At 67.0% G+C, this 21,158-nt stretch carries 25 protein-coding genes; 12 read left to right on the top strand and 13 right to left on the bottom strand.

Going from position 1 to position 21,158, the window contains the following annotated elements; translation table 11 throughout:
* Positions 1-185 precede the first annotated feature (185 nt).
* The 5 genes from TPR58_RS19425 to TPR58_RS19405 form a co-directional block, all read right to left on the bottom strand.
* Positions 186-605: a GNAT family N-acetyltransferase gene (locus TPR58_RS19425; protein WP_346248409.1), complete on the bottom strand. Its 420-nt coding sequence runs from the start codon at positions 603-605 to the stop codon at positions 186-188.
* Positions 606-668: 63 nt separating this feature from the next.
* Positions 669-896, bottom strand: a complete 228-nt coding sequence (locus TPR58_RS19420; protein ID WP_346248408.1) for a hypothetical protein — start codon at positions 894-896, stop codon at positions 669-671.
* Position 897: 1 nt separating this feature from the next.
* A complete protein-coding gene (locus tag TPR58_RS19415) occupies positions 898-1,590 on the bottom strand; it encodes an OmpA family protein (protein WP_346248407.1) in 693 nt (230 codons plus the stop codon).
* Positions 1,587-2,156, bottom strand: a complete 570-nt coding sequence (locus TPR58_RS19410) for a hypothetical protein (RefSeq protein ID WP_346248406.1) — start codon at positions 2,154-2,156, stop codon at positions 1,587-1,589. The genes TPR58_RS19415 and TPR58_RS19410 overlap by 4 nt, the downstream gene beginning before the upstream one ends.
* Before the next feature lie 146 nt (positions 2,157-2,302).
* Positions 2,303-2,680, bottom strand: coding sequence for a GFA family protein (locus TPR58_RS19405; RefSeq protein WP_346248405.1), 378 nt, complete (start codon positions 2,678-2,680; stop codon positions 2,303-2,305).
* 183 nt (positions 2,681-2,863) lie between these two features.
* Here TPR58_RS19405 and TPR58_RS19400 point away from each other — a divergent pair, with 183 nt between their 5' ends.
* The 4 genes from TPR58_RS19400 (at position 2,864) to TPR58_RS19385 (ending at position 6,299) form a co-directional block, all read left to right on the top strand.
* Positions 2,864-3,412 carry a hypothetical protein gene (locus TPR58_RS19400; RefSeq protein WP_346248404.1) on the top strand — a complete coding sequence of 183 codons (549 nt, stop codon included), beginning with the start codon at positions 2,864-2,866 and terminating at the stop codon, positions 3,410-3,412.
* 49 nt (positions 3,413-3,461) lie between these two features.
* Positions 3,462-3,887 (top strand): VOC family protein, encoded by a 426-nt coding sequence (locus TPR58_RS19395; RefSeq protein WP_346248403.1) that lies wholly within the window; start codon positions 3,462-3,464, stop codon positions 3,885-3,887.
* 130 nt (positions 3,888-4,017) lie between these two features.
* Complete coding sequence (locus TPR58_RS19390) at positions 4,018-4,281, top strand: hypothetical protein (protein ID WP_346248402.1); 264 nt, start codon at positions 4,018-4,020, stop codon at positions 4,279-4,281.
* 203 nt (positions 4,282-4,484) lie between these two features.
* Positions 4,485-6,299 carry a monovalent cation:proton antiporter-2 (CPA2) family protein gene (locus TPR58_RS19385; protein WP_346248401.1) on the top strand — a complete coding sequence of 605 codons (1,815 nt, stop codon included), beginning with the start codon at positions 4,485-4,487 and terminating at the stop codon, positions 6,297-6,299.
* Here the strand turns inward: TPR58_RS19385 and TPR58_RS19380 are convergent.
* From TPR58_RS19380 to TPR58_RS19370, 3 genes are all read right to left on the bottom strand, one after another.
* Positions 6,288-6,638 (bottom strand): DUF2200 domain-containing protein, encoded by a 351-nt coding sequence (locus tag TPR58_RS19380; protein WP_346248400.1) that lies wholly within the window; start codon positions 6,636-6,638, stop codon positions 6,288-6,290. The two genes, TPR58_RS19385 and TPR58_RS19380, sit on opposite strands and share 12 nt — an antisense overlap.
* A gap of 64 nt (positions 6,639-6,702) precedes the next feature.
* Complete coding sequence (locus TPR58_RS19375) at positions 6,703-7,065, bottom strand: hypothetical protein (RefSeq protein WP_346248399.1); 363 nt, start codon at positions 7,063-7,065, stop codon at positions 6,703-6,705.
* A 68-nt stretch (positions 7,066-7,133) separates the two neighbouring features.
* Entirely contained in the window at positions 7,134-9,440 is a 2,307-nt protein-coding gene (locus TPR58_RS19370) for a ribonuclease R family protein (protein WP_346248398.1), read from the bottom strand.
* Between the two features lie 53 nt (positions 9,441-9,493).
* Here TPR58_RS19370 and glpD point away from each other — a divergent pair, with 53 nt between their 5' ends.
* The 6 genes from glpD to TPR58_RS19340 all read left to right on the top strand — a co-directional run bounded on the left by glpD (position 9,494) and on the right by TPR58_RS19340 (position 15,438).
* Positions 9,494-10,945, top strand: a complete 1,452-nt coding sequence (glpD, locus tag TPR58_RS19365; RefSeq protein WP_346248397.1) for a glycerol-3-phosphate dehydrogenase — start codon at positions 9,494-9,496, stop codon at positions 10,943-10,945.
* 187 nt (positions 10,946-11,132) lie between these two features.
* Positions 11,133-11,465, top strand: a complete 333-nt coding sequence (locus TPR58_RS19360) for a PilZ domain-containing protein (protein WP_346248396.1) — start codon at positions 11,133-11,135, stop codon at positions 11,463-11,465.
* 46 nt (positions 11,466-11,511) lie between these two features.
* Positions 11,512-13,044: a proline--tRNA ligase gene (gene proS, locus TPR58_RS19355; protein ID WP_346248395.1), complete on the top strand. Its 1,533-nt coding sequence runs from the start codon at positions 11,512-11,514 to the stop codon at positions 13,042-13,044.
* Between the two features lie 11 nt (positions 13,045-13,055).
* Positions 13,056-13,655, top strand: coding sequence for a TIGR02466 family protein (locus TPR58_RS19350; protein ID WP_346248394.1), 600 nt, complete (start codon positions 13,056-13,058; stop codon positions 13,653-13,655).
* A gap of 58 nt (positions 13,656-13,713) precedes the next feature.
* The gene (locus tag TPR58_RS19345; RefSeq protein ID WP_346248393.1) at positions 13,714-14,499 is read left to right on the top strand and encodes a hypothetical protein; all 786 of its coding nucleotides are present in this window, start codon (positions 13,714-13,716) and stop codon (positions 14,497-14,499) included.
* Between the two features lie 45 nt (positions 14,500-14,544).
* Entirely contained in the window at positions 14,545-15,438 is an 894-nt protein-coding gene (locus tag TPR58_RS19340; protein WP_346248392.1) for a DMT family transporter, read from the top strand.
* Here the strand turns inward: TPR58_RS19340 and TPR58_RS19335 are convergent.
* Positions 15,435-16,025 (bottom strand): DUF938 domain-containing protein, encoded by a 591-nt coding sequence (locus tag TPR58_RS19335; protein WP_346248391.1) that lies wholly within the window; start codon positions 16,023-16,025, stop codon positions 15,435-15,437. The genes TPR58_RS19340 and TPR58_RS19335 overlap by 4 nt on opposite strands.
* A complete protein-coding gene (locus TPR58_RS19330) occupies positions 16,022-16,540 on the bottom strand; it encodes a CcdC protein domain-containing protein (RefSeq protein WP_346248390.1) in 519 nt (172 codons plus the stop codon). Before TPR58_RS19330 ends, TPR58_RS19335 begins: the two co-directional genes overlap by 4 nt.
* A 97-nt stretch (positions 16,541-16,637) precedes the next feature.
* Between TPR58_RS19330 and TPR58_RS19325 the strand changes: the two genes are divergently transcribed.
* On the top strand, positions 16,638-17,099 hold the full coding sequence (locus tag TPR58_RS19325) for a methyltransferase family protein (RefSeq protein ID WP_346248389.1): 462 nt from the start codon (positions 16,638-16,640) through the stop codon (positions 17,097-17,099).
* Positions 17,100-17,102: 3 nt separating this feature from the next.
* Positions 17,103-17,636 (top strand): RNA 2'-phosphotransferase, encoded by a 534-nt coding sequence (locus tag TPR58_RS19320; protein ID WP_346248388.1) that lies wholly within the window; start codon positions 17,103-17,105, stop codon positions 17,634-17,636.
* A gap of 107 nt (positions 17,637-17,743) precedes the next feature.
* On the opposite strand, the gene gcvPB is transcribed toward TPR58_RS19320, so the two are convergent.
* From gcvPB to gcvH, 3 genes are all read right to left on the bottom strand, one after another.
* On the bottom strand, positions 17,744-19,315 hold the full coding sequence (gene gcvPB / locus TPR58_RS19315) for an aminomethyl-transferring glycine dehydrogenase subunit GcvPB (RefSeq protein WP_346248387.1): 1,572 nt from the start codon (positions 19,313-19,315) through the stop codon (positions 17,744-17,746).
* The gene (gene gcvPA, locus TPR58_RS19310) at positions 19,312-20,670 is read right to left on the bottom strand and encodes an aminomethyl-transferring glycine dehydrogenase subunit GcvPA (RefSeq protein WP_346248386.1); all 1,359 of its coding nucleotides are present in this window, start codon (positions 20,668-20,670) and stop codon (positions 19,312-19,314) included. Before gcvPA ends, gcvPB begins: the two co-directional genes overlap by 4 nt.
* Before the next feature lie 115 nt (positions 20,671-20,785).
* The gene (gcvH, locus tag TPR58_RS19305) at positions 20,786-21,157 is read right to left on the bottom strand and encodes a glycine cleavage system protein GcvH (protein ID WP_346248385.1); all 372 of its coding nucleotides are present in this window, start codon (positions 21,155-21,157) and stop codon (positions 20,786-20,788) included.
* Position 21,158: the final 1 nt, after the last annotated feature.

Genomic DNA, 21,158 nt, shown 5'->3' with positions numbered 1-21,158 from the left:
GGCGGGATCCTGTCAGGGGACGCGAAAAACTCCTTCTCCCCTTGTGGGAGAAGGAAGGGGCCCACCGCCAGAGGCGGTGGGAAGGATGAGGGGGACGAACCGAGAGCGAAACGCCCCGAACTCCCCCTCACCCTTCCGCCGGCTACGCCGGCTCCCTCCCTCTCCCACAGGGGGAGAGGGATTTATCAGAACCGCTTCCGCAGAAAAAACCGCCTGCTTCCGACCGGGTAATCCTCCATCGTCCCGAACAGCTCGAACCCCAGCTTCTCGTAGAACCCCCTCGCCTGGAACTCGAATGTGTCCAGCCACATCCCGACGCAGCCATGATCGCGCGCGATTCCCTCGGCCTGCCCCATCAGCGCGCTGCCGTAATTGCCGCCGCGTTGGCCCTCCGGAACCGACAGCAGTTCGACGAACAGCCAATCATAGGAACACCTGCCCCACAGACCCCCGACCTTCCGTCCGGCGTCATCGGTCAGAACCAGCGCGACCGGCTTGATGCGCGGATAACCTGCATGGCGGATATTGTAGGCGCGCAGCGGGGCAAGGATCGCCTCGCGGTCGGCCTCGGACGGGGTTTCGATCGGAACGATGGTCAAGGTCATGCGGCAACCATGACCGCTCGCCGTGCCAGGTTCAATCCAGTGCGGGCGACCTCTCGCGTCGCGCTACCGGGTGCCCAGGAAGGTGAACAGCGCGATCACCCCGACCACCGCGACGATCGCCCGCGCAATCCATGGCACGACCAGCCAGGTGGCGATGCCGCTCACCGCCTTGCCGGCGACGTCGCCATCGAGGCCGCGCCGTTGCCCGGCGACGGGATGACCGCATCCCGGACAGGCACTGGCCGCGGTCGAAATGCTGCGCCCGCATTCGGGACAAGGAACCAGCGCCATTCTATTCTCCCGGTGTTCCGGCCGACGGCAAGAGGATGATCTCGACCCGACGGTTCAACTGACGCCCTGCGGGATCGTCGCTCCCGTCGGGCTTCGCGTTCGGCGCGACGGGATCGCGCTCGCCGCGACCCTCGACCGCCGCGGCCCGGCTCTTGCCCGGCACCAGCCGCGCGGCGACACTGTTCGCACGCGCCAGCGACAGGCGGTCATTATAGGCATCGTCGCCCTTCGCATCGGTATAGCCGACGATCCTCAGCGGGGCCTTGGAATAGGCCGAGATCAGCCGCTGCGCCCGGGCCAGCGGCCCCTCCGCATCCGGCCTCAGCGTCGACTTGTCGAAATCGAACAGGATGTCGGCCGGCAGCGAGAAGCGGATCGCGCGGTCGCCGTCCTGTTTCGCCTCGAGTTCGGTCAGCAGCGTCCGGGTTTCCTCCAGCCGGTCGGGCGCGACCTCGGCAAGCCGGAAGTCGCTCTCCTCGCCCCCGGCGGGGCCAAAGCTGCTCTCCGGGATCGACGCGCCGGTGACGCTGTCATTGCCCGCGAGATCGAGCCGCGAGTCGACCGCGCCCTGGGCAGGCCGGAAATAGCCCTCCTGATCCTTCAGGCTCGGCAAGGGGGCGGCGGCGGGATCGCACCCGACCAGCGCCACCAGCGGGATCAACACCAACCCGGCGCGGCCGGGCCCGGCCTTCATTGCGCGCCTGCTTGAAGGTCGATCGGAATGTTCAGTCCCGGACCGGTGATCGCATTGCCGTCATTGCCGTCGTTGAGGACGAGGGTGATCGACTTGGCCGAGGGCGGCACCGCGCCCAGGAATACCAGTCGGCCGTCCATCTGCTGTCCCGCGCGGATCTTCAGATCCTCGTTGCCGGAAATCCGCTTCAGCATCAGCTTGTTGCCCTGCTCGTCGCGGATGAAGGTCTGGCTGAACGCCAGGTCGACATCGTTGCTCGTTGTGCCGCCATAGGAAGCGCTGACGTCCAGGATGGTCGCGTCCGCGCCCAGCTCGACGCCCTTTACCCGAACCGTCAGCCCGACCGGCGCGACGCCCTGCGCATTGACCGCAATCATGCGCGGCTGAGCAACTGCGCCCGCTGCTACCGGTTGCGCCGGCGCGGCGGCGCCGGCCGGCGACGGGGTGGCTGCACCGGCGGGCGCACTGGCGTTCGCAGCCTGCGTCGCCTGATCGTCCGCGTCCTTTACCGAACATCCGGCAAGCGCCGCTATCAGACCGATGCCACAGATCACGCCAAGCTTCATCATGTCCTCCAGAAACAACCGGGAGGAAAACCGATCCTGGACCATTCCGTTCCAGACGCGAAACAAGCCACTGATTTATCGAAAGATCTTCTCGATACGGTGTCGTGCCCAATCTGCGTGCGGCGCCGATGGCGTGAATTCAGCGCTCAGGCATCCTGCGGAAGCGCATCGCCGATCTCGTAATAGTCGCCCTTCTCCCCGACGAAGATATGGACCCTCGCCCGGGTGTGGGTGGGCGTGTCGAACGCCCCCATGGCGATCGCAGTCCAGTCGCGATGGGCGGGCTCCCAGAACAGCGACGATCCGCAATTGCCGCAAAAGCCGCGACGAACCTTATCGGACGAGGGATACCAACGCAGCGCGTCACCCCCCGTCACGGTCACGGCCGCCTTCGGCACGTCGGTCGACGCGAAGCAATGGCCGGACTGCTTGCGACATTTTCGGCAATGGCAAATGTCAGGCGGCGGCAAATTGCCCTCGACGGTGAAGGTGACTGCGCCGCAGAGGCAGGATCCGGCATGCATGGCATGGTCCTTCGAAGGTTTCGGCCCGTCCGGCAGGATGCCGGCGGATGCCGCCCGCCTGAAACACAGTCGGAAAGCCGCCCCGCCGCAAGCACTTTGCGGGCGGACCCGAACTCATTTGGCAGCGGGCGACACGGCCGCTATCCCCGTCCACCGACACGGGCACGCAGGGGGTTGCACCGGATGAGTGGATTCGAGTTCATCTTCTCGCTGTTCGGGCTGGTGCTCGGCCTGGCGCTTGCCGAGGGGCTGGGCGGACTCTCGCGAGCGATCAAGGCCAGCCACATGGTCCGCATCGGCTATCCGACCGCGCTGCTCGGCATCTTCGTGTCGTGCGACGTCGTTACCTTCTGGATGTATGGCTGGGCGCTGCGGGACAAGCTGCCGCTCAACTGGGCATTGATGTTCGGCGGGTTCATCGTGACGGCGATCTATTATGTGTCGACCTCGCTGATCTTCCCCGACCGTCCCGAGGAATGGACGGACCTCGACGCGCATTTCGACAAGCACGGCCGCAAGGTTCTGGTCGGCATATTGGTGTGCAACATCGCCCTGCTCGCGACGACTCACCTCCTGGTCGGCCTCTTGCCGCTGGATCTGCGAACCGCGATCCTAAGCTGGTCCTTCTTCCCCGTGATGGCGCTGGCCATCGCCAGCAAGACGCGCTGGATCCAGCTTGCCTGCTTGACCTGGCTGATCGCGCTATACCCGCTGTCGGCGGTCTGGATGTAAGCGGGTCGCCGCGGGATCGCGCGGTGACCGGTGGTTGTACGGAGGGCAAATGGTCCAGGATCCCAACTGGCTGATCGATCATAGCGGCATCGGCGTCTCCGATATCCGTCGCGCGGCCGCATTCTACGAGGCGGCACTGGCGCCGCTCGGCATGAGGGTCGTCGATCGAATCGGACCCGACATGGGCAGCGTGGCGACCGATGCCGCCGAGCTTGCCGGCGTCGCGTTCGGCATCGACTATCCGGTGTTCTGGATCGACATCTTCCATCCTGGCGGCGTGCGCCAGCACACCGCCTTTCGCGCGACGAGTCGGGCCAGCGTCGATGCATTCCACCGCGCGGGACTGCTGGCGGGAGGCACCGACAACGGCGCGCCCGGCCTTCGCGGTCGGGGATATCCATCCGGCTATTACGCCGCATTCCTGATCGATCCGGACGGCAACAATATCGAGGCGGTGTATCGCGAGCGCGGGTGAGCGGCGACCCGCAAGCGGGCCTGTCGCAGGATGCGATGGCGCTGCGACGGACTATTTTCCACCGACGGGACTCCCTGCACCCGCGACCATGGTTGGCACGTTGTCCAAGTCACACCCGACAGGAGCAGCCATGACGACCTATCCATTGAGCGAGCCGGCGACGATCCATGCGGCCGATGCGGCCGACATCGTGGCGACAGGGACGCTGGCCGAGTGCGCCGATCAGATCCAGCGGCTCTCCGCGGAGGCGAGAAGGTCCGCGCGCATCGAGATGGACGATATCGACCTCGAATTCGGCCCTGCGGAGATCGACGCGCTGGTGCAGTTTCTTCGCGAGGAGAGCGAGGGCCTGTCGGACCAGCAAATCTCGGCGATTCCTGAACGCGAAAGCTGAACCGACCGAATGCGTCCGGTGACTTCGCTTTCCACCATGTGAAAGAGGCCACCAGGCGACGCGCAAAGGCTGCGTGACGCCCGCGCCGCGCTGGCGCTACCCATATCAAAGCGTTGGTTGTCCCCGGCGGCGCGATCGGCCATTCGTGCTGCGGGCGTGCGGTCCCGGCGACCGCGACGGACGATGGGCAAGGGGACGAATGCATGGCCGATACGGCGGGTTTCGGGCTGGGCGAAGTCGTGGTGCTGCTCGCGGCCGGCGTGGTCGCGGTGCCGCTGTTCCGGCGGCTCGGCCTCGGATCGGTGCTCGGCTATCTCGCCGCCGGCCTGGCGATCGGGCCCTTCGGACTGCGCTTCTTCACCGATGCGGAATCGCTGCTGCACACCGCCGAACTCGGCGTGGTCATGTTCCTGTTCATCATCGGGCTGGAGATGCGACCGTCCAAATTATGGAAGCTCAGGCGCCAGATCTTCGGGCTGGGCGCGGCGCAGGTGCTGACCTGCGGCGTACTGCTCACCGGGGTCGGCTGGCTCGCCGGGCTGCCGCCTGCGGTCGCCGCAGTCGGCGCGATGGGGTTCGTCCTGTCTTCGACCGCGGTCATCATGCAGATGCTCGACGAGGGCGGCGAGCGGAACAGCGACGAGGGCCAGCGCGGGGTCGCGATCCTGTTGCTGGAGGATCTGGCGATCGTGCCGCTGCTTGCGCTCGTGGCACTGTGGGCGGCGTTCAACGGCGGCGGATCGGCTGAACCCGTGCCGGTATGGCAGAGCATCGGCATCGCCATCGCGGGGCTGGCCGCGGTGATCGCGGCGGGCCGATGGCTGCTCGATCCGCTGTTCGGGCTGATCGCGCGTGCCGGCGCGCGCGAGGTGCTGACCGCGGCGGCGCTGTTCGTCGTCCTCGGCTCGGCGCTGTTCATGCAATCGGTCGGCCTGTCGATGGCGATGGGCGCATTCCTGGCCGGTGTCCTGCTGTCCGAGAGCAATTACCGCCACCAGCTGGAAGCCGATATCGAGCCGTTCCGCGGCATCCTGCTCGGGCTGTTCTTCCTCAGCGTCGGCATGTCGCTGAACCTCGCCACCGTCCTCGGCGAATGGCGCATGGTCGTCGGCGGGGTCGTCGCGTTCATGGTCGTCAAGGCGATCGGCATCTACACCGTCGCGCGGCTGGCCGGATCCGACCACGCAGCCGCGGCGCATCGCTCCGCCCTGTTCGCGCAGGGCGGCGAGTTCGCCTTCGTGCTCTACGGCGCGGCGCTGGCGGTCGGGCTGTTCGATCCGCGCATCTCGGCGGTGATGACCGCAATCGTCATCCTGTCGATGGCGCTGACCCCGATCGTGATGATCGTCCAGCGCCGCGTGCAGCGCGACGCCCCGGTCTCGCTGGACGGCATCGACGAGGCGAAGGACCTGTCCGGCCGCGTCCTGTTCATCGGCTTCGGCCGCTTCGCCCAGGTCGCGACCCAGGTGCTGCTGGCGCGCGGCGTCGAGATGTCGCTGATCGAGACCGATGTCGACATGATCCGCGCGGCGGGCAATTTCGGGTTCAAGATCTATTATGGCGACGGCACCCGGCTCGACGTGCTCCACGCCTCGGGCGCGGGCCGGGCCGAGGCGATCCTGGTGTGCGTCGACAAGCCCGAGGCCGCCGATCACATCGTCGAGCTGTGCCGGTCGGAATTCCCGCTCGCCAAGCTGTATGTCCGCGCGTTCGATCGCGGCCATTCGCTGCGGCTGATCAAGGCCGGGGTCGACTATCAGATCCGCGAGACGTTCGAATCCGCGCTGGAGTTCGGCCGCACGGTCCTGACCGGACTCGGCTATGCCGACGAGCAGGCAAAGGATGCGGTCGAGGATGTGCGCGAGCGCGACGAGCAGCGGGTGGAGCTGGAACTGGTCGGCGGCGTCAGCGAGGCGCGCCGCCTGATGCGCGGCAACCTGCCGACGCCGCAGCCCGAACCCTTCTTCCCCGCGAAACCGGGCAAGGTGCGCGATCCGGCGACGGCGTCACGACCGTAGGATTTTTCCTATGGCCTTGCCGCGTGCCAGTTCGTCGATCAGCTTGTCGAGGTAGCGGACCTCGCGCATTACCGGGTCCTCGACTTCCTCGACGCGAACGCCGCACACGGTGCCGGTGATCAGCGACCGGGCCGGGTTCATCGCCGGCGCCTGAGCAAAGAAGTCCTCGAAGGTCGTACCGTCGGCGAGCACCGCGTCCAGCGATGCCTGGCCATGCCCGGTCAGCCAGCAGATGATCTCGTCGACCTCCGCCTTGGTCCGGCCCTTGCGTTCGGCCTTGGCGACATAGTGCGGATAGACGCTGGCGACGCTGGTCGAATAGATGCGGTGCTGGGTCATGCGAGCGGCTCCGTCCTGCGGATCGCAGGCTGACGCCGCTTGCGAGATTAGTCCAGCAATCCCGTCAGCCCGGGCATTTGGAAACGACCGGCCCCTTCATCGGCGCGGTCTTGCCCTCCAGCGTATCGAAGCGCATGCGCACCCCCTTCGAGAAATAGGCGTTGCCGCCAGGGCAGAAGCCCGACACGAACTGGTCCGAAATCTGCTGGACGCTGCGCGTGCCCCGCCAGCCTTTCGGCCCGTCGATCGTCAGCACGACGGTGTCGCCTTCGGCGGCGACCCCGGCAAGGGTCAGGCCGCTGGAAAAGGGGTGGCCGACCTTCGGCTGGAGCGCGGTGGCGATGTCGCCCGCGGTCTGGGCACAGGCCGGCGCGGCGAACGCCAGCGGGATCGCGAGGGCCGACACCATCAGAAAACGCTTGAACACAGACACACTCCTTCACGCGGTCCAATCAGAATATCATGACGAGATGAACCCGCGATTGCGGCGCAGGTTCAGCGCTTCTTTCCCTGATGCCGGATATTGGACGGACGCCCGCGCCGGGCGATCACCCGCTTGGGACCGCCCTTGCCCGGCTTGCCGCCCTTGCCGCGGCGGTCGAATGCGCTGCCGCCGCCCGAGCCCTTGCCGTCGGGCAGTTCGAAGCGAAGCGCACCCGACACCGGGTTCGCCTCGGCAAGGCGGAGTTCGAGCCGCTGCCCGAGCCGGAATTCCTCGCCGCTATGCTCGCCGACCAGGCGCTGGCCGGATTCATCGTAGCGGAAATACTCCGACCCGAGATCGCGCGCCGGCACCAGCCCGTCGCCGCCGATTCCCTCGACCGTGGCAAAGAAGCCGAAATTCTGCACGCCGGTGATCCGTGCCTCCAGCACTTCGCCGACATGCGCGGCGAGATAGGCGGCGACATAGCGGTCGACGGTGTCACGCTCGGCCTCCATCGCCCGGCGTTCCAGGCTGCTGATCGCCTCGCCGATCCGCTCCATCGTCGACTGGTCCTCGACCACCCCGCCCGGTCCCAGCGCATAGGCGGCGACCAGTCCGCGATGGACCACCAGATCGGCATAGCGCCGGATCGGCGAAGTGAAGTGCGCGTAACTGCCCAGCGACAGGCCGAAATGGCCGTGATTGCCGGGCCCGTAATAGGCCTGGGTCTGGGTTCGCAGCACCTGCTGCATCACGTCGGCGCGGAAGTCGGCATCGCCGACCCGCTCGAGGATGCGGTTGAAGGTGTGCGGCTTGATCACCTGTCCCAGCGCGAAGGCGACGTCGAGCGTCTCGAGATAGTCCTTCAGCGCGACCAGCTTCTCACGCGCGGGCGGTTCATGGACGCGGTACATGACCGGCGCCTTCTTGCCCTCGAGCGCCTTGGCCGCGGCGACGTTCGCCGCGATCATGTAATCCTCGATCAGCTTGTGCGCGTCGAGCCGCTCGCGCGGCGCGACCGAGAGGATGCGGCCCTTCTCGTCGAGCACGATGCGGCGCTCGGGCAGGTCGAGGTCGAGCGGCTCGCGCTTCGCCCGCGCCTTGTTCAGGGCATCCCAGCAATCCCACAGGGGACGCAGCGCCGCCTCGATCGTCGCATAGCGATCGGTGCCGCGACGCAGGTCCGCGTCCAGCATCTCGCGCGTCGGATCGCCCTTGCCGTCGAAGCCGTCGGCAATGGTCTGCGCGTCCTCATAGGCGATGTTCGCCGTGAGGCGTACGACCGATCGGGCGAAGCGCCACGACTTCAGCTCGCCATTGCTGCCGACCTGAAGGTGGCAGACCAGGGCCGCGCGATCGACATCCTCCTTGAGCGAGCAGACATCGGCCGAGAGAATCTCGGGCAGCATCGGCACGACCCGGTCGGGGAAATAGACCGAGTTGCCGCGCTTGCGCGCCTCGCGGTCCAGTTCGGAACCGGGGCGAACATAGAAACTGACATCGGCGATCGCGACGATCGCCTTCCACCCGCCCTCGTTCTTCGGATCGTCGTCGGGAGTCGCCCAGACGGCATCGTCATGGTCGCGCGCGTCGGCCGGGTCGATCGCCAGGATCGGCAGGTGACGCAGGTCCTCGCGCTCGCCCAGATCCTGCTTCGCGACCTTCTCCGCCTCGGCCAGCAATTCAGGCTGGAAGACGTTGGGAATGCCGTGCTTGTGGATCGCGATCAGCGAGAAGCTGCGCGGCTCGAACGGATCCCCCAGCCGCTCGGTCACCCGCGCGGTGATGCGCGGCGGCCGCCCGGCCTTTTCGGCGAGCACCAGATCGCCCTCGTCGGCGCCGCCGGCGTCGGAGACCAGCCAGTCGCGCCGTTCCTTCTTCTCGACGCCTTGCAGCCAGAGCTTGTCGCCCTCGCGCCGCAGCACGCCCAGCATCAGTTCCTCGCCCTTGGCGAGTTGCTTCATCGGATGCGCGATCCAGCCATTGCCAGCCTCTTCGGTGCGCGCGAGGATGCGGTCGCCCACGCCCAGCGCCGATCGCTTGCCGCGCTCGCGGACGCGCAGCCGCGGCACCGGGACGGCTTCCGCCTCCCAGCGTTCGGGCACGGCCCAGACGGTCCCGCCCTCGACATCGGTGATGCGCAGCACGGTGACCTTGGGCAGGCCGCCCATCTTGTGGAAGGCGCGGCCGGGAGCGCCATCGATCAGCCCCTCGTCGGCCATGTCCTTGAGGAGCGCCTTGAGCAGGATCTTGTCCTGCCCGTGCAACCCGAAGGCTCGCGCAATCTCGCGTTTTCCGGCCGGCGTGTCTGATGATGTGATGAAATCGATGATCTGCTGCCGTGTCGGCAGCCCGTTATTCGGTTTTGCTTTTGTCATTGACCCTCAAGATAGGAGGTTGCGCAGCGGTTCTCAACTTCTAGCTTGCACGGGTGACCTTCGACCTTCTCATCGCCGGCGGCGGCATCAACGGCTGCGCGATCGCACGCGAAGCGAGCCTGCTGGGGCTCAAGGTCCTGCTGGTCGAGAAGGACGACCTGGCCAGCCACACCTCATCGGCCTCGACCAAGCTGATCCATGGTGGGCTGCGCTATCTGGAGACCTTTGAATTCCGCCTGGTGCGCGAGGCACTTCACGAGCGCGAGCGGCTGCTGGCGGCGGCGCCGCACCTGATCCGGCCGATGACCTTCGTCCTGCCGCACGAGCATTCGGTGCGGCCCTGGTGGATGGTCCGGATGGGGCTGTGGCTGTACGATTTGCTTGCGGGACGATCCTCCCTGCCCAAGTCGCGCGGACTGAAGGCAGAGGACCGGGCGTTCACCGATCCGCTGAAGGGCGATCAGCGCGGCTTCGCCTATTCGGACGCCTGGGTCGACGATTCGCGGCTGACGGTGCTGAACGCGATGGACGCAGCCGCCAACGGCGCCGAGATCGCGACCCGGACCGAACTGCTCGACGCGCGGCGCGAGGGACTGGTGTGGCAGGCCGAGCTCGGCGACGGACGTACCGTAACCGCACGTGGGCTGGTCAACGCCGCCGGCCCGTGGGTGCGATCGATCCTCGACCGGGTGGCAGTGGACACGCGGTCGAACGTGCGGCTGGTGAAGGGCAGCCATATCGTCGTGCCCAGGCTGTTCGACGGCGACCACGCCTATATCCTGCAGCAACCCGACCGGCGCATCGTGTTCGCCATCCCCTATGAGGATGGCTTTACCGAGATCGGGACGACCGATGTGCAGGTCAACCGGCCCGAGGATGCGGTCTGCTCCGACGAGGAAGTCGCCTATCTGATCGAGGCGACCAACCGCTATTTCAAGCGCCAGACGACCGCGGCCGACGTCGTGACCACATGGTCGGGCGTCCGACCGCTCCACGATGACGGATCGGCGAAGGCGCAGTCGGTCACCCGCGACTATCTGCTGGAACTCGACGACTCCGGGGCGCCTTTGCTGTCGATCTTCGGCGGCAAGATCACGACCGCGCGCGCGCTGGCCGAGGAGGCGCTGGAGAAGCTGGCCCGTCCGCTGGGGTTCGAGCATCGTCCCGTCACCCGGGCGCGGGTGTTCCCCGGCGGCGCGATCGCCGATGTCGAGACCCATATCGCCAAGGTCGAGGCGCAGTGGCCGTCGCTGGGCGCCGCCCGCGCGCGGCGCATGGCGCATGCCTATGGGTCGATGCTGGGCGAGATGCTGGCGGATGTCCGCGATCCCGGCGAGGATCTGGGGGGCGGCCTGACCGCGGTCGAGGTGCGCTGGATGCGCGATCGCGAATGGGCGCGAACGAGCGAGGACGTACTGTGGCGACGCAGCAAGATCGGCCTGCACGCTCCCGAAACGGCGGCGCAAGTCGACCGGATCCTGCGAGAGCGACCGGAGTCGGCCTGACCTCGCCCCCGAGTCGCGACCCGATCCTGGCGCAAATATTTGCGGATTCGCGCGAATCCATCCGATCCGGCGACGAAATCGAGCCGCTCATCGCAGCCCTGCGTCATCGGACCGCAGGATTAACGTTCGTGACTTAAATCCTTGTTAAGCGACGTCCGGCAGTTTCGCGCCAGGGTGGGACAAGCAGATGGCGACACGGGCAACCCAGTATCGAACGGTAACACCGGCTCTGGTCGATCAGCGATCGGAGCATTGCCATTCGATTCTGATGGGCCATGGCCGCGCGCCGCAGAACGACAATGCGTCCGTCGAGGCGATGCTGCACGACCTGTCGGTCTATGGCTGCCGGCTTGCCTGTCGCGTCGCGCACGAGGCCGGCGAGAAAATCTGGCTGATGCTGACCGGCGACAAGTCGGTTGCAGCACAGGTGGTGTGGAACGACGGCGAGCATATCGGCTGCCGGTTCGAAACCCCGATCGAACGCAGCCTGATGCGCTCGCTGACGCTGGTCATCCGCTGAAGCTTTTTCTGGCATAACCCGCCGGGATCGCGCTATCGGGCCGGCCATGATCAAGCACGCCCTGAACGTCACGCGCGACGGCGATTTCGCGCAATGGTACCAGACCGTCATCACCGAGGCCGACATGGCCGAGGAGAGCGGCGTCCGCGGCTGCATGGTCATCCGGCCATGGGGCTATGGCATCTGGGAGCGCATCCAGCGCCTGCTCGACGATCGCATCAAGGCGACCGGGCACGAGAATTGCTATTTCCCGATCTTCATCCCGCTTTCCTATTTCGAGAAGGAAGCCGAGCATGTCGACGGCTTCGCCAAGGAGATGGCGGTCGTCACGCATCACCGGCTGATCCAGAAGGACGGCCGGCTGGTGCCCGATCCCGCCGCGAAGCTGGAGGAGCCGCTGGTCGTGCGTCCCACCTCGGAAACGGTGATCGGCGCCGCGTTCAGCCGCTGGGTCCAGTCGTGGCGCGACCTGCCCGTACTGATCAACCAGTGGGCGAACGTCGTCCGCTGGGAGATGCGCACCCGCATGTTCCTGCGCACCGCCGAGTTCCTCTGGCAGGAAGGCCATACCGCCCACGCGACGGTCGAGGAGGCGCGCGACGAGACGCTGAAGATGCTCGAAGTCTATCGCAGCTTCGCCGAGGATTGCGTCGCGATGCCGGTGATCGCCGGCGAGAAGCCCGAGAATGAGCGCTTCCCCGGCGCGGTCGAGACCTGGTCGATCGAGGCGATGATGCAGGACGGCAAGGCGCTGCAGGCCGGCACCAGCCATTTCCTGGGAACGACCTTCTCCAGCGCGCAGGACATCAAGTTCCAGAATGCGTCGGGTGAGCAGGAACTGGCGCAGACCACCAGCTGGGGCATGTCGACGCGCATGATCGGCGGGCTGATCATGACGCATGGCGACGATGACGGGCTGCGCGTGCCGCCGCGCGTTGCGCCGTGGCAGGTCGTGATCGTGCCGATGCTGCGCGACAATGACGATGACGCCGCGCTGATCGATTATTGCAAGTCGATCCAGCAGGAACTGGCGCAGCTGTCCGCCTTCGGCGAGCCGGTCCGCGCACTGCTGGACCTGAAGTCGGTCAAGGCGGTGACCAAGCGCTGGGGCTGGATCAAGAAGGGCGCGCCGATCGTCGTCGAGGTGGGCGGACGCGACATGGCGGGCGGCAACGTCTCCGTCATCCGCCGCGACCGACTGTACCGCGAGGACGGCAAGCTCGACAGCGCGATCGTCGCGCGCGGCGATTTCGTCGAAACCGCGACCGCGACGCTCAAGGGCATCCAGGACGCGCTGTTCGAACAGGCGAAGGCGCGGACCGAGGCCAACATCACCCGCGACGTCACGGACTTCGCCGGGCTGGAAGCCTTTTTCGAGAAGGGCGGCAAGACGCCGGGCTGGGTCGAGGTCAACTGGTCGAAGCCGACCGGCGCCGAACTGGACAAGGTGGTCGAGCGGCTGAAGGCGCTGAAGCTGACCTTCCGCAACGTGCCGATCGGCGCGGCGCCCGCGGAGGGCAGCTGCATCTTCACCGGCGCGCCTGCGGTCGAGCGGATCCTGGTCGCCAAGTCCTATTGACCCGGCCGGCGATGCGCACCCTGTTCGTCACCCAGCTGTACCAGGAGCCGCTGGGTGACGCCGCCCTGCTGGCCGAACTGGAAACGTCGTGCCTCCAACTGGCGCAGGACGATGGCGCCGGGCGACGCTGGTGCCGCGAACATGGCTATCGCGGCTATACCAGCTATGCGTCGCTAGACGACCTGCCGGTCCGCGACCCGGCATTCGCCGACCTCAAGCGGATGCTGGACAAACATGTCGCGCGCTATGCCGAAGCATGTGCGTTCAACCTGGGCGGTCGCAGGCTCAAGCTGGACAGCCTGTGGGTCAACGTGCTCGACGGCAAGGGCGGGCATAGCGGGCACCTTCACCCGCACAGCGTCGTGTCCGGCACGATCTATGTCGCGCTTCCGACGGGATCGCGCGGACTGAGGCTCGAGGATCCGCGGCTGGCGATGATGATGGCCGCCCCGCCCCGCCGCGAGGACGCGCCCGAGCCCCTGCAGAGCTTCGTCGAGATCACGCCCGAACCAGGCACGGTCCTGCTGTGGGAAAGCTGGCTGCGCCATGAGGTGCCGCCGGGCAGCGGCAGCGGCAAGCGGATCAGCATCAGCTTCAACTATCGCTGGTAGCCGCGCTTGATTTGCCCGACACGCGCTGATCTAAACGGGGCGATAGGGGATCGGCATCATGCGGCATCAAGGCGAGCGTAGCGGGATTTCGTCGGGATCGGTGATCCTGGGCGTCGCGATCCTGTTCCTGGTTCTGGTCGGCGGTGCCGGCATCTTCTACTGGCAGCAGTCGCAGGTAGCGAAGCGCAGCACGCCCGAAGCGGTGACCAACGAGATGCTGGGCGACCGCACCTTCGGGCGGATGTTCCGCACGCTTCAGAAAACCCATCCCACCGACTTTGCCGACCTTGTCTCGCGCATGTCGGAATTGAGAAGCCAGGGCGCGCCCGAGAGCCAGGTTCTGGCGCAGGGCCGCCAGATGATGGCGGCGAAGTCCACGGCCATGACCAAGACCCTGCCCCAGGCTCCCGCCAAGGAACTGGCCGCATTTCGCGACGGTCAGGTCGCGGTGATCGAATCGCTCCAGCGGCACGATGTCGATCAATGCGCGCGCTTCACCATGACGGGGCTGACGATCGATCAGGTCGACGACGCGGCAACCCGCCCGCTGCTGATCGATTCGGCGATCACCGTATTCGAGGCGTCCGCCGCCGCGCGCGACCGGCCCGCCAACCGCAAGTTCACCGGCCAGTTGAGCGACGCGGACTCGCTCGCGCTTGCCCAGGCGCTGCGCAAGCAGGGGATGACCGACGCCGACCTTCAGGCGTTCGTCACCCCCGGGGCGCTGATAAAGGCGCCCGCGGCCCAGCAATGTTCGATCGGCCTGCATCTGTGGCGCGGGATCAGCACGCTCGAAAGCGAGCAGGCCGGGCGGATCACTGCGCAGATCCTGGCACTGATCTGACTCGCGCAATTGTCTGCCGGGCCGCGCTCCCCTAGCGGGGGGGGCGTGACTTCGGATCGAATCCTGACCGGCGTCGGGCTCCGCCTGTTCGCGATCTTCTGCCTCGCCTCGATGGCGGCGATCATCAAGCTGGCCGAAGCGGGTGGCGCGGCGCTGGCCGAGATCATCTTCTTTCGCCAGCTGGTCGCGGTGCCGGTGGTGGTCGCCTGGCTGGCGATCGGACCGGGCATCGCGACCATCCGGACCCAGCGGTTCGGCGCGCATGTCAGTCGGACGCTGGTCGGGCTGGTCGGCATGGTATTCAACTTCGGTGCGATCGTGCTGCTGCCGCTGGCCGAGGCGACGACGCTGCAATTTACCGTACCGATCTTCGCGACGATTCTGGGTGCAGTCATCCTGCGCGAGGGCGTGGGGCTGCATCGCTGGGCGGCGGTCCTCACCGGTTTTGCCGGGGTGCTGATCGTCGCGCAGCCGGGCGGCGGGCACTTCCCGCTCCAGGGAACCGCGGTCGGGCTGACGGCCGCGTTCCTGGTTGCGCTGATCGCGATCCAGTTGCGCGCGCTGGGCCGCACCGAACCCTCCGGCACGACCGTCTTCTGGTTTTCGCTGTTGTCGGTGCCGATCGCGGGCATCCCCTATGCGTTCTTCGCGCAGCCGCACGACGCGGCGACCTGGGCCCTGCTGATCGCGCTGGGCGTGGTCGGCGGAATCGGGCAGCTGGCGCTGACCGCGTCGCTGCGCTTCGCACCGGTGTCCGCGGTGGTGCCGATGGATTATTCCAGCCTGATCTGGGCGACACTCTATGGCTGGCTGATCTTCGCGGTGCTGCCGACTGAGGCGACGTGGATCGGCGCGCCGATCATCATCGCCAGCGGCCTGTACATCGTGTGGCGCGAACATCGCCGGCATCAGGAAAAGCCGGTCGAACAGACGCTCTAGGCGTCGCGGCGGAACACCAGCATCAGATTGTTGGCCGGCATCGACACGATCCGGCGGAGCGTGAGGCGATTGTCCGCCGCGACGCGCGCCACGTCCTCGACATGGCGCAGGCCATAGTCGGGATTGCGCGCCTTCAATGACAGGTCGAACGCTTCGTTCGACGGCGCGGTCGGGACATCGCGCTGGCGATAGGGACCGTAGAGGATCAGCGGCGCGCCGGCATCGAGCAACTGCCCTGCCCCCGCCATCAGGCCCAGCGTCGCTGCCCAGGGGCTGATATGCACCATGTTGACGCACAGGATCGCGTCGGCCCGACCGACCGGCCATTCGTCGGCCGAGGCGTCGAGCCCCACCGGCGGCAGGACATTGGCGATGTCGGCGCACCAGTCGGCGATCGAGACCAGCGACTCGAGATCGGGATCGGTCGGTTGCCAGACGAGTTGCGGAAAGCGCTGGGCAAACCACGCGCAATGCTGACCGGTGCCGCTGGCGATCTCCAGGACGAGACCGGCATCCGGCAGGTCGTCCGCCAGGATATCCGCGATCGGATCGCGATTGCGGTCGGTGGCCGGGGCATGGCGCCTCATGCCGCGCGCGCCGCCTCGAGCAGGCGCTTCGCACGGATATACATTTCGAGCCGCTGTGCGCTGATCAGCCCCAGGGCGAAGGCAATCATCACGTCGGTGACCGTCATCACGTCCAGATGCCAAGTCGCCCCGCCCAAGGCGATGATCTCGCGCGCGGCATAGCGGATCAGGATCATCGCAAGCAGGAACAGCATCGCCCAGACCGATGCCTTCTGGCTGATCTCATGCGTCTTGGGATCGACCAGGATCTCCATCATCCGCCCGCGTTGCCAGCCGGCAAGCGCCCCGATCGCCAAGGCGGCGAGGCACCAGACGATGGTCAGCCCCTGCGGCGGGAAGCGCCAGTAGAGAAATCCGGTGATGAGAAGGAAGATCGCTGGCACGATCCACAATTGCTCGACCTTCAACGGCCGGTGGCGGCTCATCCGCCGCACGCGCAGGGTGAGGACCACCGCGATCACCACGAAGAAGATCGCGTAGCTGATCCAGCCCGCCTGCATCGCCTGATTGTCCATCGCGCGCTTCTTCCGCAGGCAATGCGACTTGGCAAGCGCGATGCGCGGCGGCACATGCAGCACGGGGCACAGGCAGGATCGGATGCGGGAGGGACGGATGAAGATCGAACAGGATAGCCCCGGAGTCGGGTTTCCCCCGCCTTTGGCCTTTGCCGGCACGCTGCTGGCCGGGCTTGCCATGGGCGGTTGGGGCATCCCGCTCGGCAGCAAGCTGGAGCATCTTCTCGGCTGGATCGCGCTGGTCGCGGGCGGATCGATCCTGCTGACCGCGATCGGGCTGTTTCGTCGTGCAGGGACCAATGCCCAGCCGTGGAAGTCGACCAGTCGGATCATCACGACCGGCGTCTATCGCTGGACGCGCAACCCGATGTATCTCGCCATGGCGCTGATCTATGTCGGGATCGCCCTGCTATACGACAGCGCGGTTTGCCTGGTCCTGCTCGTCCCTTTGCTGTTCGTGATCCAGCGCCAGGTGATCGAGCGCGAGGAAGCCTATCTGGAAGCGCGATTCGGCCAGCCCTATCGCGACTACAAATCCAGCGCCCGGCGCTGGTTCTGATCGATGACCAAGTCGATCTCGAAGACGCTTTCGCTCTGGCTGCGGCACGCGCCCGAACGGGCCGGGCTGACACTCGACAGCGCGGGCTGGGCCCCGGTCGATGGCGTGCTGGCGGCGCTCGCGCGGAAGCGCCTGCCCGATGACCCCGATACGCTGCATCGCGTCGTCGCGGACTGCGACAAACAGCGGTTCGAACTTTCGCCTGACGGCAGCCTGATCCGCGCGCGCCAAGGCCATTCGACTGCGGTGGACCTCGACTGGCCGGTTGCCGAGCCGCCCGAGCATCTGTTCCACGGCACGGTCGAGCGGTTCCTGCCGCAGATCCTGGCCGAGGGTCTGAAACCGATGGCGCGGCACCATGTCCATCTGTCGCCCGATATCGAGACCGCATCCCGGGTCGGCGCGCGGCGCGGCGAACCGCTGATCCTGCGCATCGCGGCTGGCGCGATGGCACGCGCCGGGCACGTCTTTCACCTGTCGAGCAACGGCGTGTGGCTGGCCGACGAAGTGCCACCGGAATTCATCGAGCGCAGTTGATCCGGCGGGGCGCGCCGCGGACCCCGCTGGCGCTGCCCGGCGGGCGCCCCTGCCCTAGCCAGTCGCCGGCCGCGACTGCCGGACGACTGGTTGTATCGCCGACAGGCTTATTCGGCCGCTTCGGCGGGCGCCGGATCCTTCCAGGCGAGGATCGGCTTGCGCGCGGCAAGCGTCTCGTCGAGGCGCCGGCGCGGTGCGAAGTGCGGTGCCGTCTTCACCGTGGGATCACCGTTCTTCGCTCGCGCCGCGACCGAGCGGAACGCGCCGATGAACTGATCGAGCGTTGCTTTGGACTCGGTCTCGGTCGGCTCGACCAGCATCGCGCCATGCACCACCAGCGGGAAGTATACCGTCATCGGGTGGAAGCCCTCGTCAATCAGCCCCTTGGCGATGTCGATCGTCGAGAAGCCCTCGGGCAGGCCCTTATCGGAGAAGATCGCCTCGTGCATGCACGGCCCGCTCGTCGCGAAGGGCGCATCGAGCACATCCTCCATCGCGCGCAGGATATAGTTGGCGTTCAGCACCGAATCCTCGGCGACCTGACGCAGGCCGTCGGCGCCGTGGCTGAGGATATAGGTCAGCGCGCGGGTGAACATGCCCATCTGACCCTGGAAGGCAGTCATCCGGCCGAAGGTGCCGGCATGATGCTCGTCGACATTCTCCTCCTCGACCAGGCGGAAGCCGTCGCCGCTCTTCTCGACGAAGGGCAGCGGGGCATAGGGCGCCAGCGCCGCCGACAGCACGACCGGGCCGGACCCCGGGCCGCCGCCGCCATGCGGGGTCGAGAAGGTCTTGTGCAGGTTGATGTGCATCGCGTCGATGCCGAGGTCGCCCGGGCGGACGCGACCGACGATCGCGTTGAAGTTCGCTCCGTCACAATAGACGTAGCCGCCCGCCGCATGGACCGCGTCCGAGATCGCCTTCATGTCGCGCTCGAACAGGCCGCAGGTGTTGGGGTTGGTGATCATCACCCCGGCGATGTCAGGCCCCAGCCGTGCCTTCAGCGCTTCCAGGTCGACGCGCCCCTCCGCGGTCGCGGGAATGTCCTCGACGCTGAAGCCGGCAAAGGCGGCCGTCGCCGGGTTGGTGCCGTGCGCGCTGGTCGGGACCAGCAGGATGCGGCGGCCTTCCTCACCTTGGGCGTCGAGGGCCGAGCGGATCGCCAGGATGCCGCACAGCTCGCCATGCGCGCCCGCCTTGGGGCTCATCGCGACGGCGTCCATGCCGGTCAGGGTGATCAGCCAGTGCGCCAGCTGGTCAATGACCTCCAGCGCGCCCTGCACCGTATCGACCGGCTGGAGCGGGTGGATGTCGGCGAAGCCGGGCAGCCGCGCCATCCGCTCGTTGAGGCGCGGATTATGCTTCATCGTGCACGACCCCAGCGGGAACAGGCCCAGGTCGATCGCATAATTCTGGCGGCTGAGGCGCGTATAGTGCCGCACCGTCTCGGGCTCGGACAGGCCCGGCAGGCCGATCGGCTTGCCGCGCTCCAGCCCGCCCAGGCGCGACTTGCCCGAGGGCACCTCGCCGAAATCGACGCCGGTGGTCTCGGCCGATCCGATCTCGAAGATCAGCGCTTCCTCGAGCATCAGCGCCCGGTTCCCGGTGAAGGTTGCGGTCGAGCCCTCGCTCGCTTGCGGCGCGGTGGGGCGCCAGCCCGACTGGTTGATCGTGCTCATGCCAGCACCTCCTCGAGCGCGGAGGCAAGCGTCTCGACGTCTTCCTCCGTGGTGGTTTCGGTGACCGCGACGACCAGCCCGTTCTGCAGGTCGGTCGCGCCGGGATAGAGGCGACCGAGCGAGACGCCGGCCAATATGCCCTTGTCCGCCAGGGTGCGGACGACGGGGCGCGCCTCCTTCGACAGCTTCAGCGTGAATTCGTTGAAGAAGCGGTCGGTGACCAGCTCGACGCCCGCTACCTCGGCCAGGCGATCGGCGGCTGCGCTGGCGCCGACATGGTTCAGTTCGGCCAGCTGGCGCAGGCCCTTCTCGCCCAGCAGCGTCATGTGGACCGACATGGCAAGCGCGCACAGCACCGAGCTGGTGCAGATGTTCGACGTCGCCTTCTCGCGGCGGATATGCTGCTCGCGGGTGGACAGCGTCAGCACATAGCCGCGCTTGCCCTCGGCATCGACGGTCTCGCCGCACAGGCGGCCCGGCATCTGGCGGACCAGCTTGTCCGAACAGGCGAACAGTCCGACATAGGGACCGCCGAACTGAAGACCGACGCCCAGCGACTGGCCTTCGCCGACGACGATGTCCGCACCCATCTCGCCCGGCGAACGGATCGCGCCCAGCGCGACCGGCTCGGTGACGACCGCGACCAGCAGCGCCTTCTTCGCGTGGCACGCCTCGGCAAGCGCCGACATGTCCTCGATCCGGCCGAGAATGTCGGGATACTGGACCACGACGCACGAGGTGTCGTCGTCGATCGCGTCGATCAGGTCGAGCGTGTCGGGCTCGGGGCTGAAGGTCGGCAGGCCGGTGACGAGCTGGTCGCCGGTGAAGCGGGCCATCGTCTTGGCGACCGAGACATAGTGCGGGTGGAGGCCGCCCGACAGGATCGCCTTGCCGCGTCGGGTGACGCGGCGGGCCATGGTGATCGCCTCCCAGCAGGCGGTCGAGCCGTCGTACATCGACGCGTTGGCGACGTCGCAGCCCAGCAGGCGCGCGACCTGGCTCTGGAACTCGAACATCATCTGCAGCGTGCCCTGCGCGATCTCGGGCTGGTAGGGCGTATAGGCGGTCAGGAACTCGCCACGCTGGATCAGGTGATCGACCGACGCCGGCACATGGTGGCGATAGGCGCCTGCCCCCAGGAAGAAGGGCGCGTCACCCGCCGCCAGATTCTTGCGGGCAAGCGCGCTCATATGGCGCTCGACGGCAAGTTCGGAGGCGTGCATCGGCAGCCCGGCGATCGGGCCGGACAATTTCGCGGCCTCGGGCACGTCGACGAACAGGTCGTCGATCGACTGCGCGCCGATGACGCCGAGCATCTCCCGGCGATCGGTATCGGTAAGGGGCAGGTAGCGCATTCTGAGTCCTTCTCCCCTCCCGCTTGCGGGAGGGGTCGGGGGAGGGCCTGTCAGAGGAAGGGCGCGTGTGTGGACACGCCCTCCCCTGGCCCCTCCCGCAAGCGGGAGGGGGAATTTACAGCTTGCTGACGAACTCGCGATAGGCGGGCTCGTCCATCAGCTTCTCGACTTCGCTGGGGTCGCTCAGCGTCAGCTTGAAGAACCAGCCATCGCCTTCGGGATCCTCGTTCACCAGCTCGGGCGTGTCGGCCAGCGCTGCATTGCCCTCGATCACGGTGCCGGTGACGGGCGAATAGACGTCGGAGGCGGCCTTGACCGATTCGACCACGGCGGCTTCGTCGCCCTTGGTCACTTCGCGGCCCTCATCGGGCACTTCGACGAACACGATGTCGCCCAGCTGGCCCTGGGCATAGTCGCTGATGCCGACCGTTCCGGTGTCGCCATCGACTTCGACCCATTCGTGATCTTCGGTATAGTAGCGGCTCATG

The organism is Sphingomonas rustica (assembly GCF_039652585.1).
GTDB classification, from domain to species: domain Bacteria; phylum Pseudomonadota; class Alphaproteobacteria; order Sphingomonadales; family Sphingomonadaceae; genus Sphingomonas; species Sphingomonas rustica.
The sequence above is the reverse complement of the archived record's forward strand: the minus strand, read 5'-3'. Positions and strand labels throughout refer to the sequence as shown.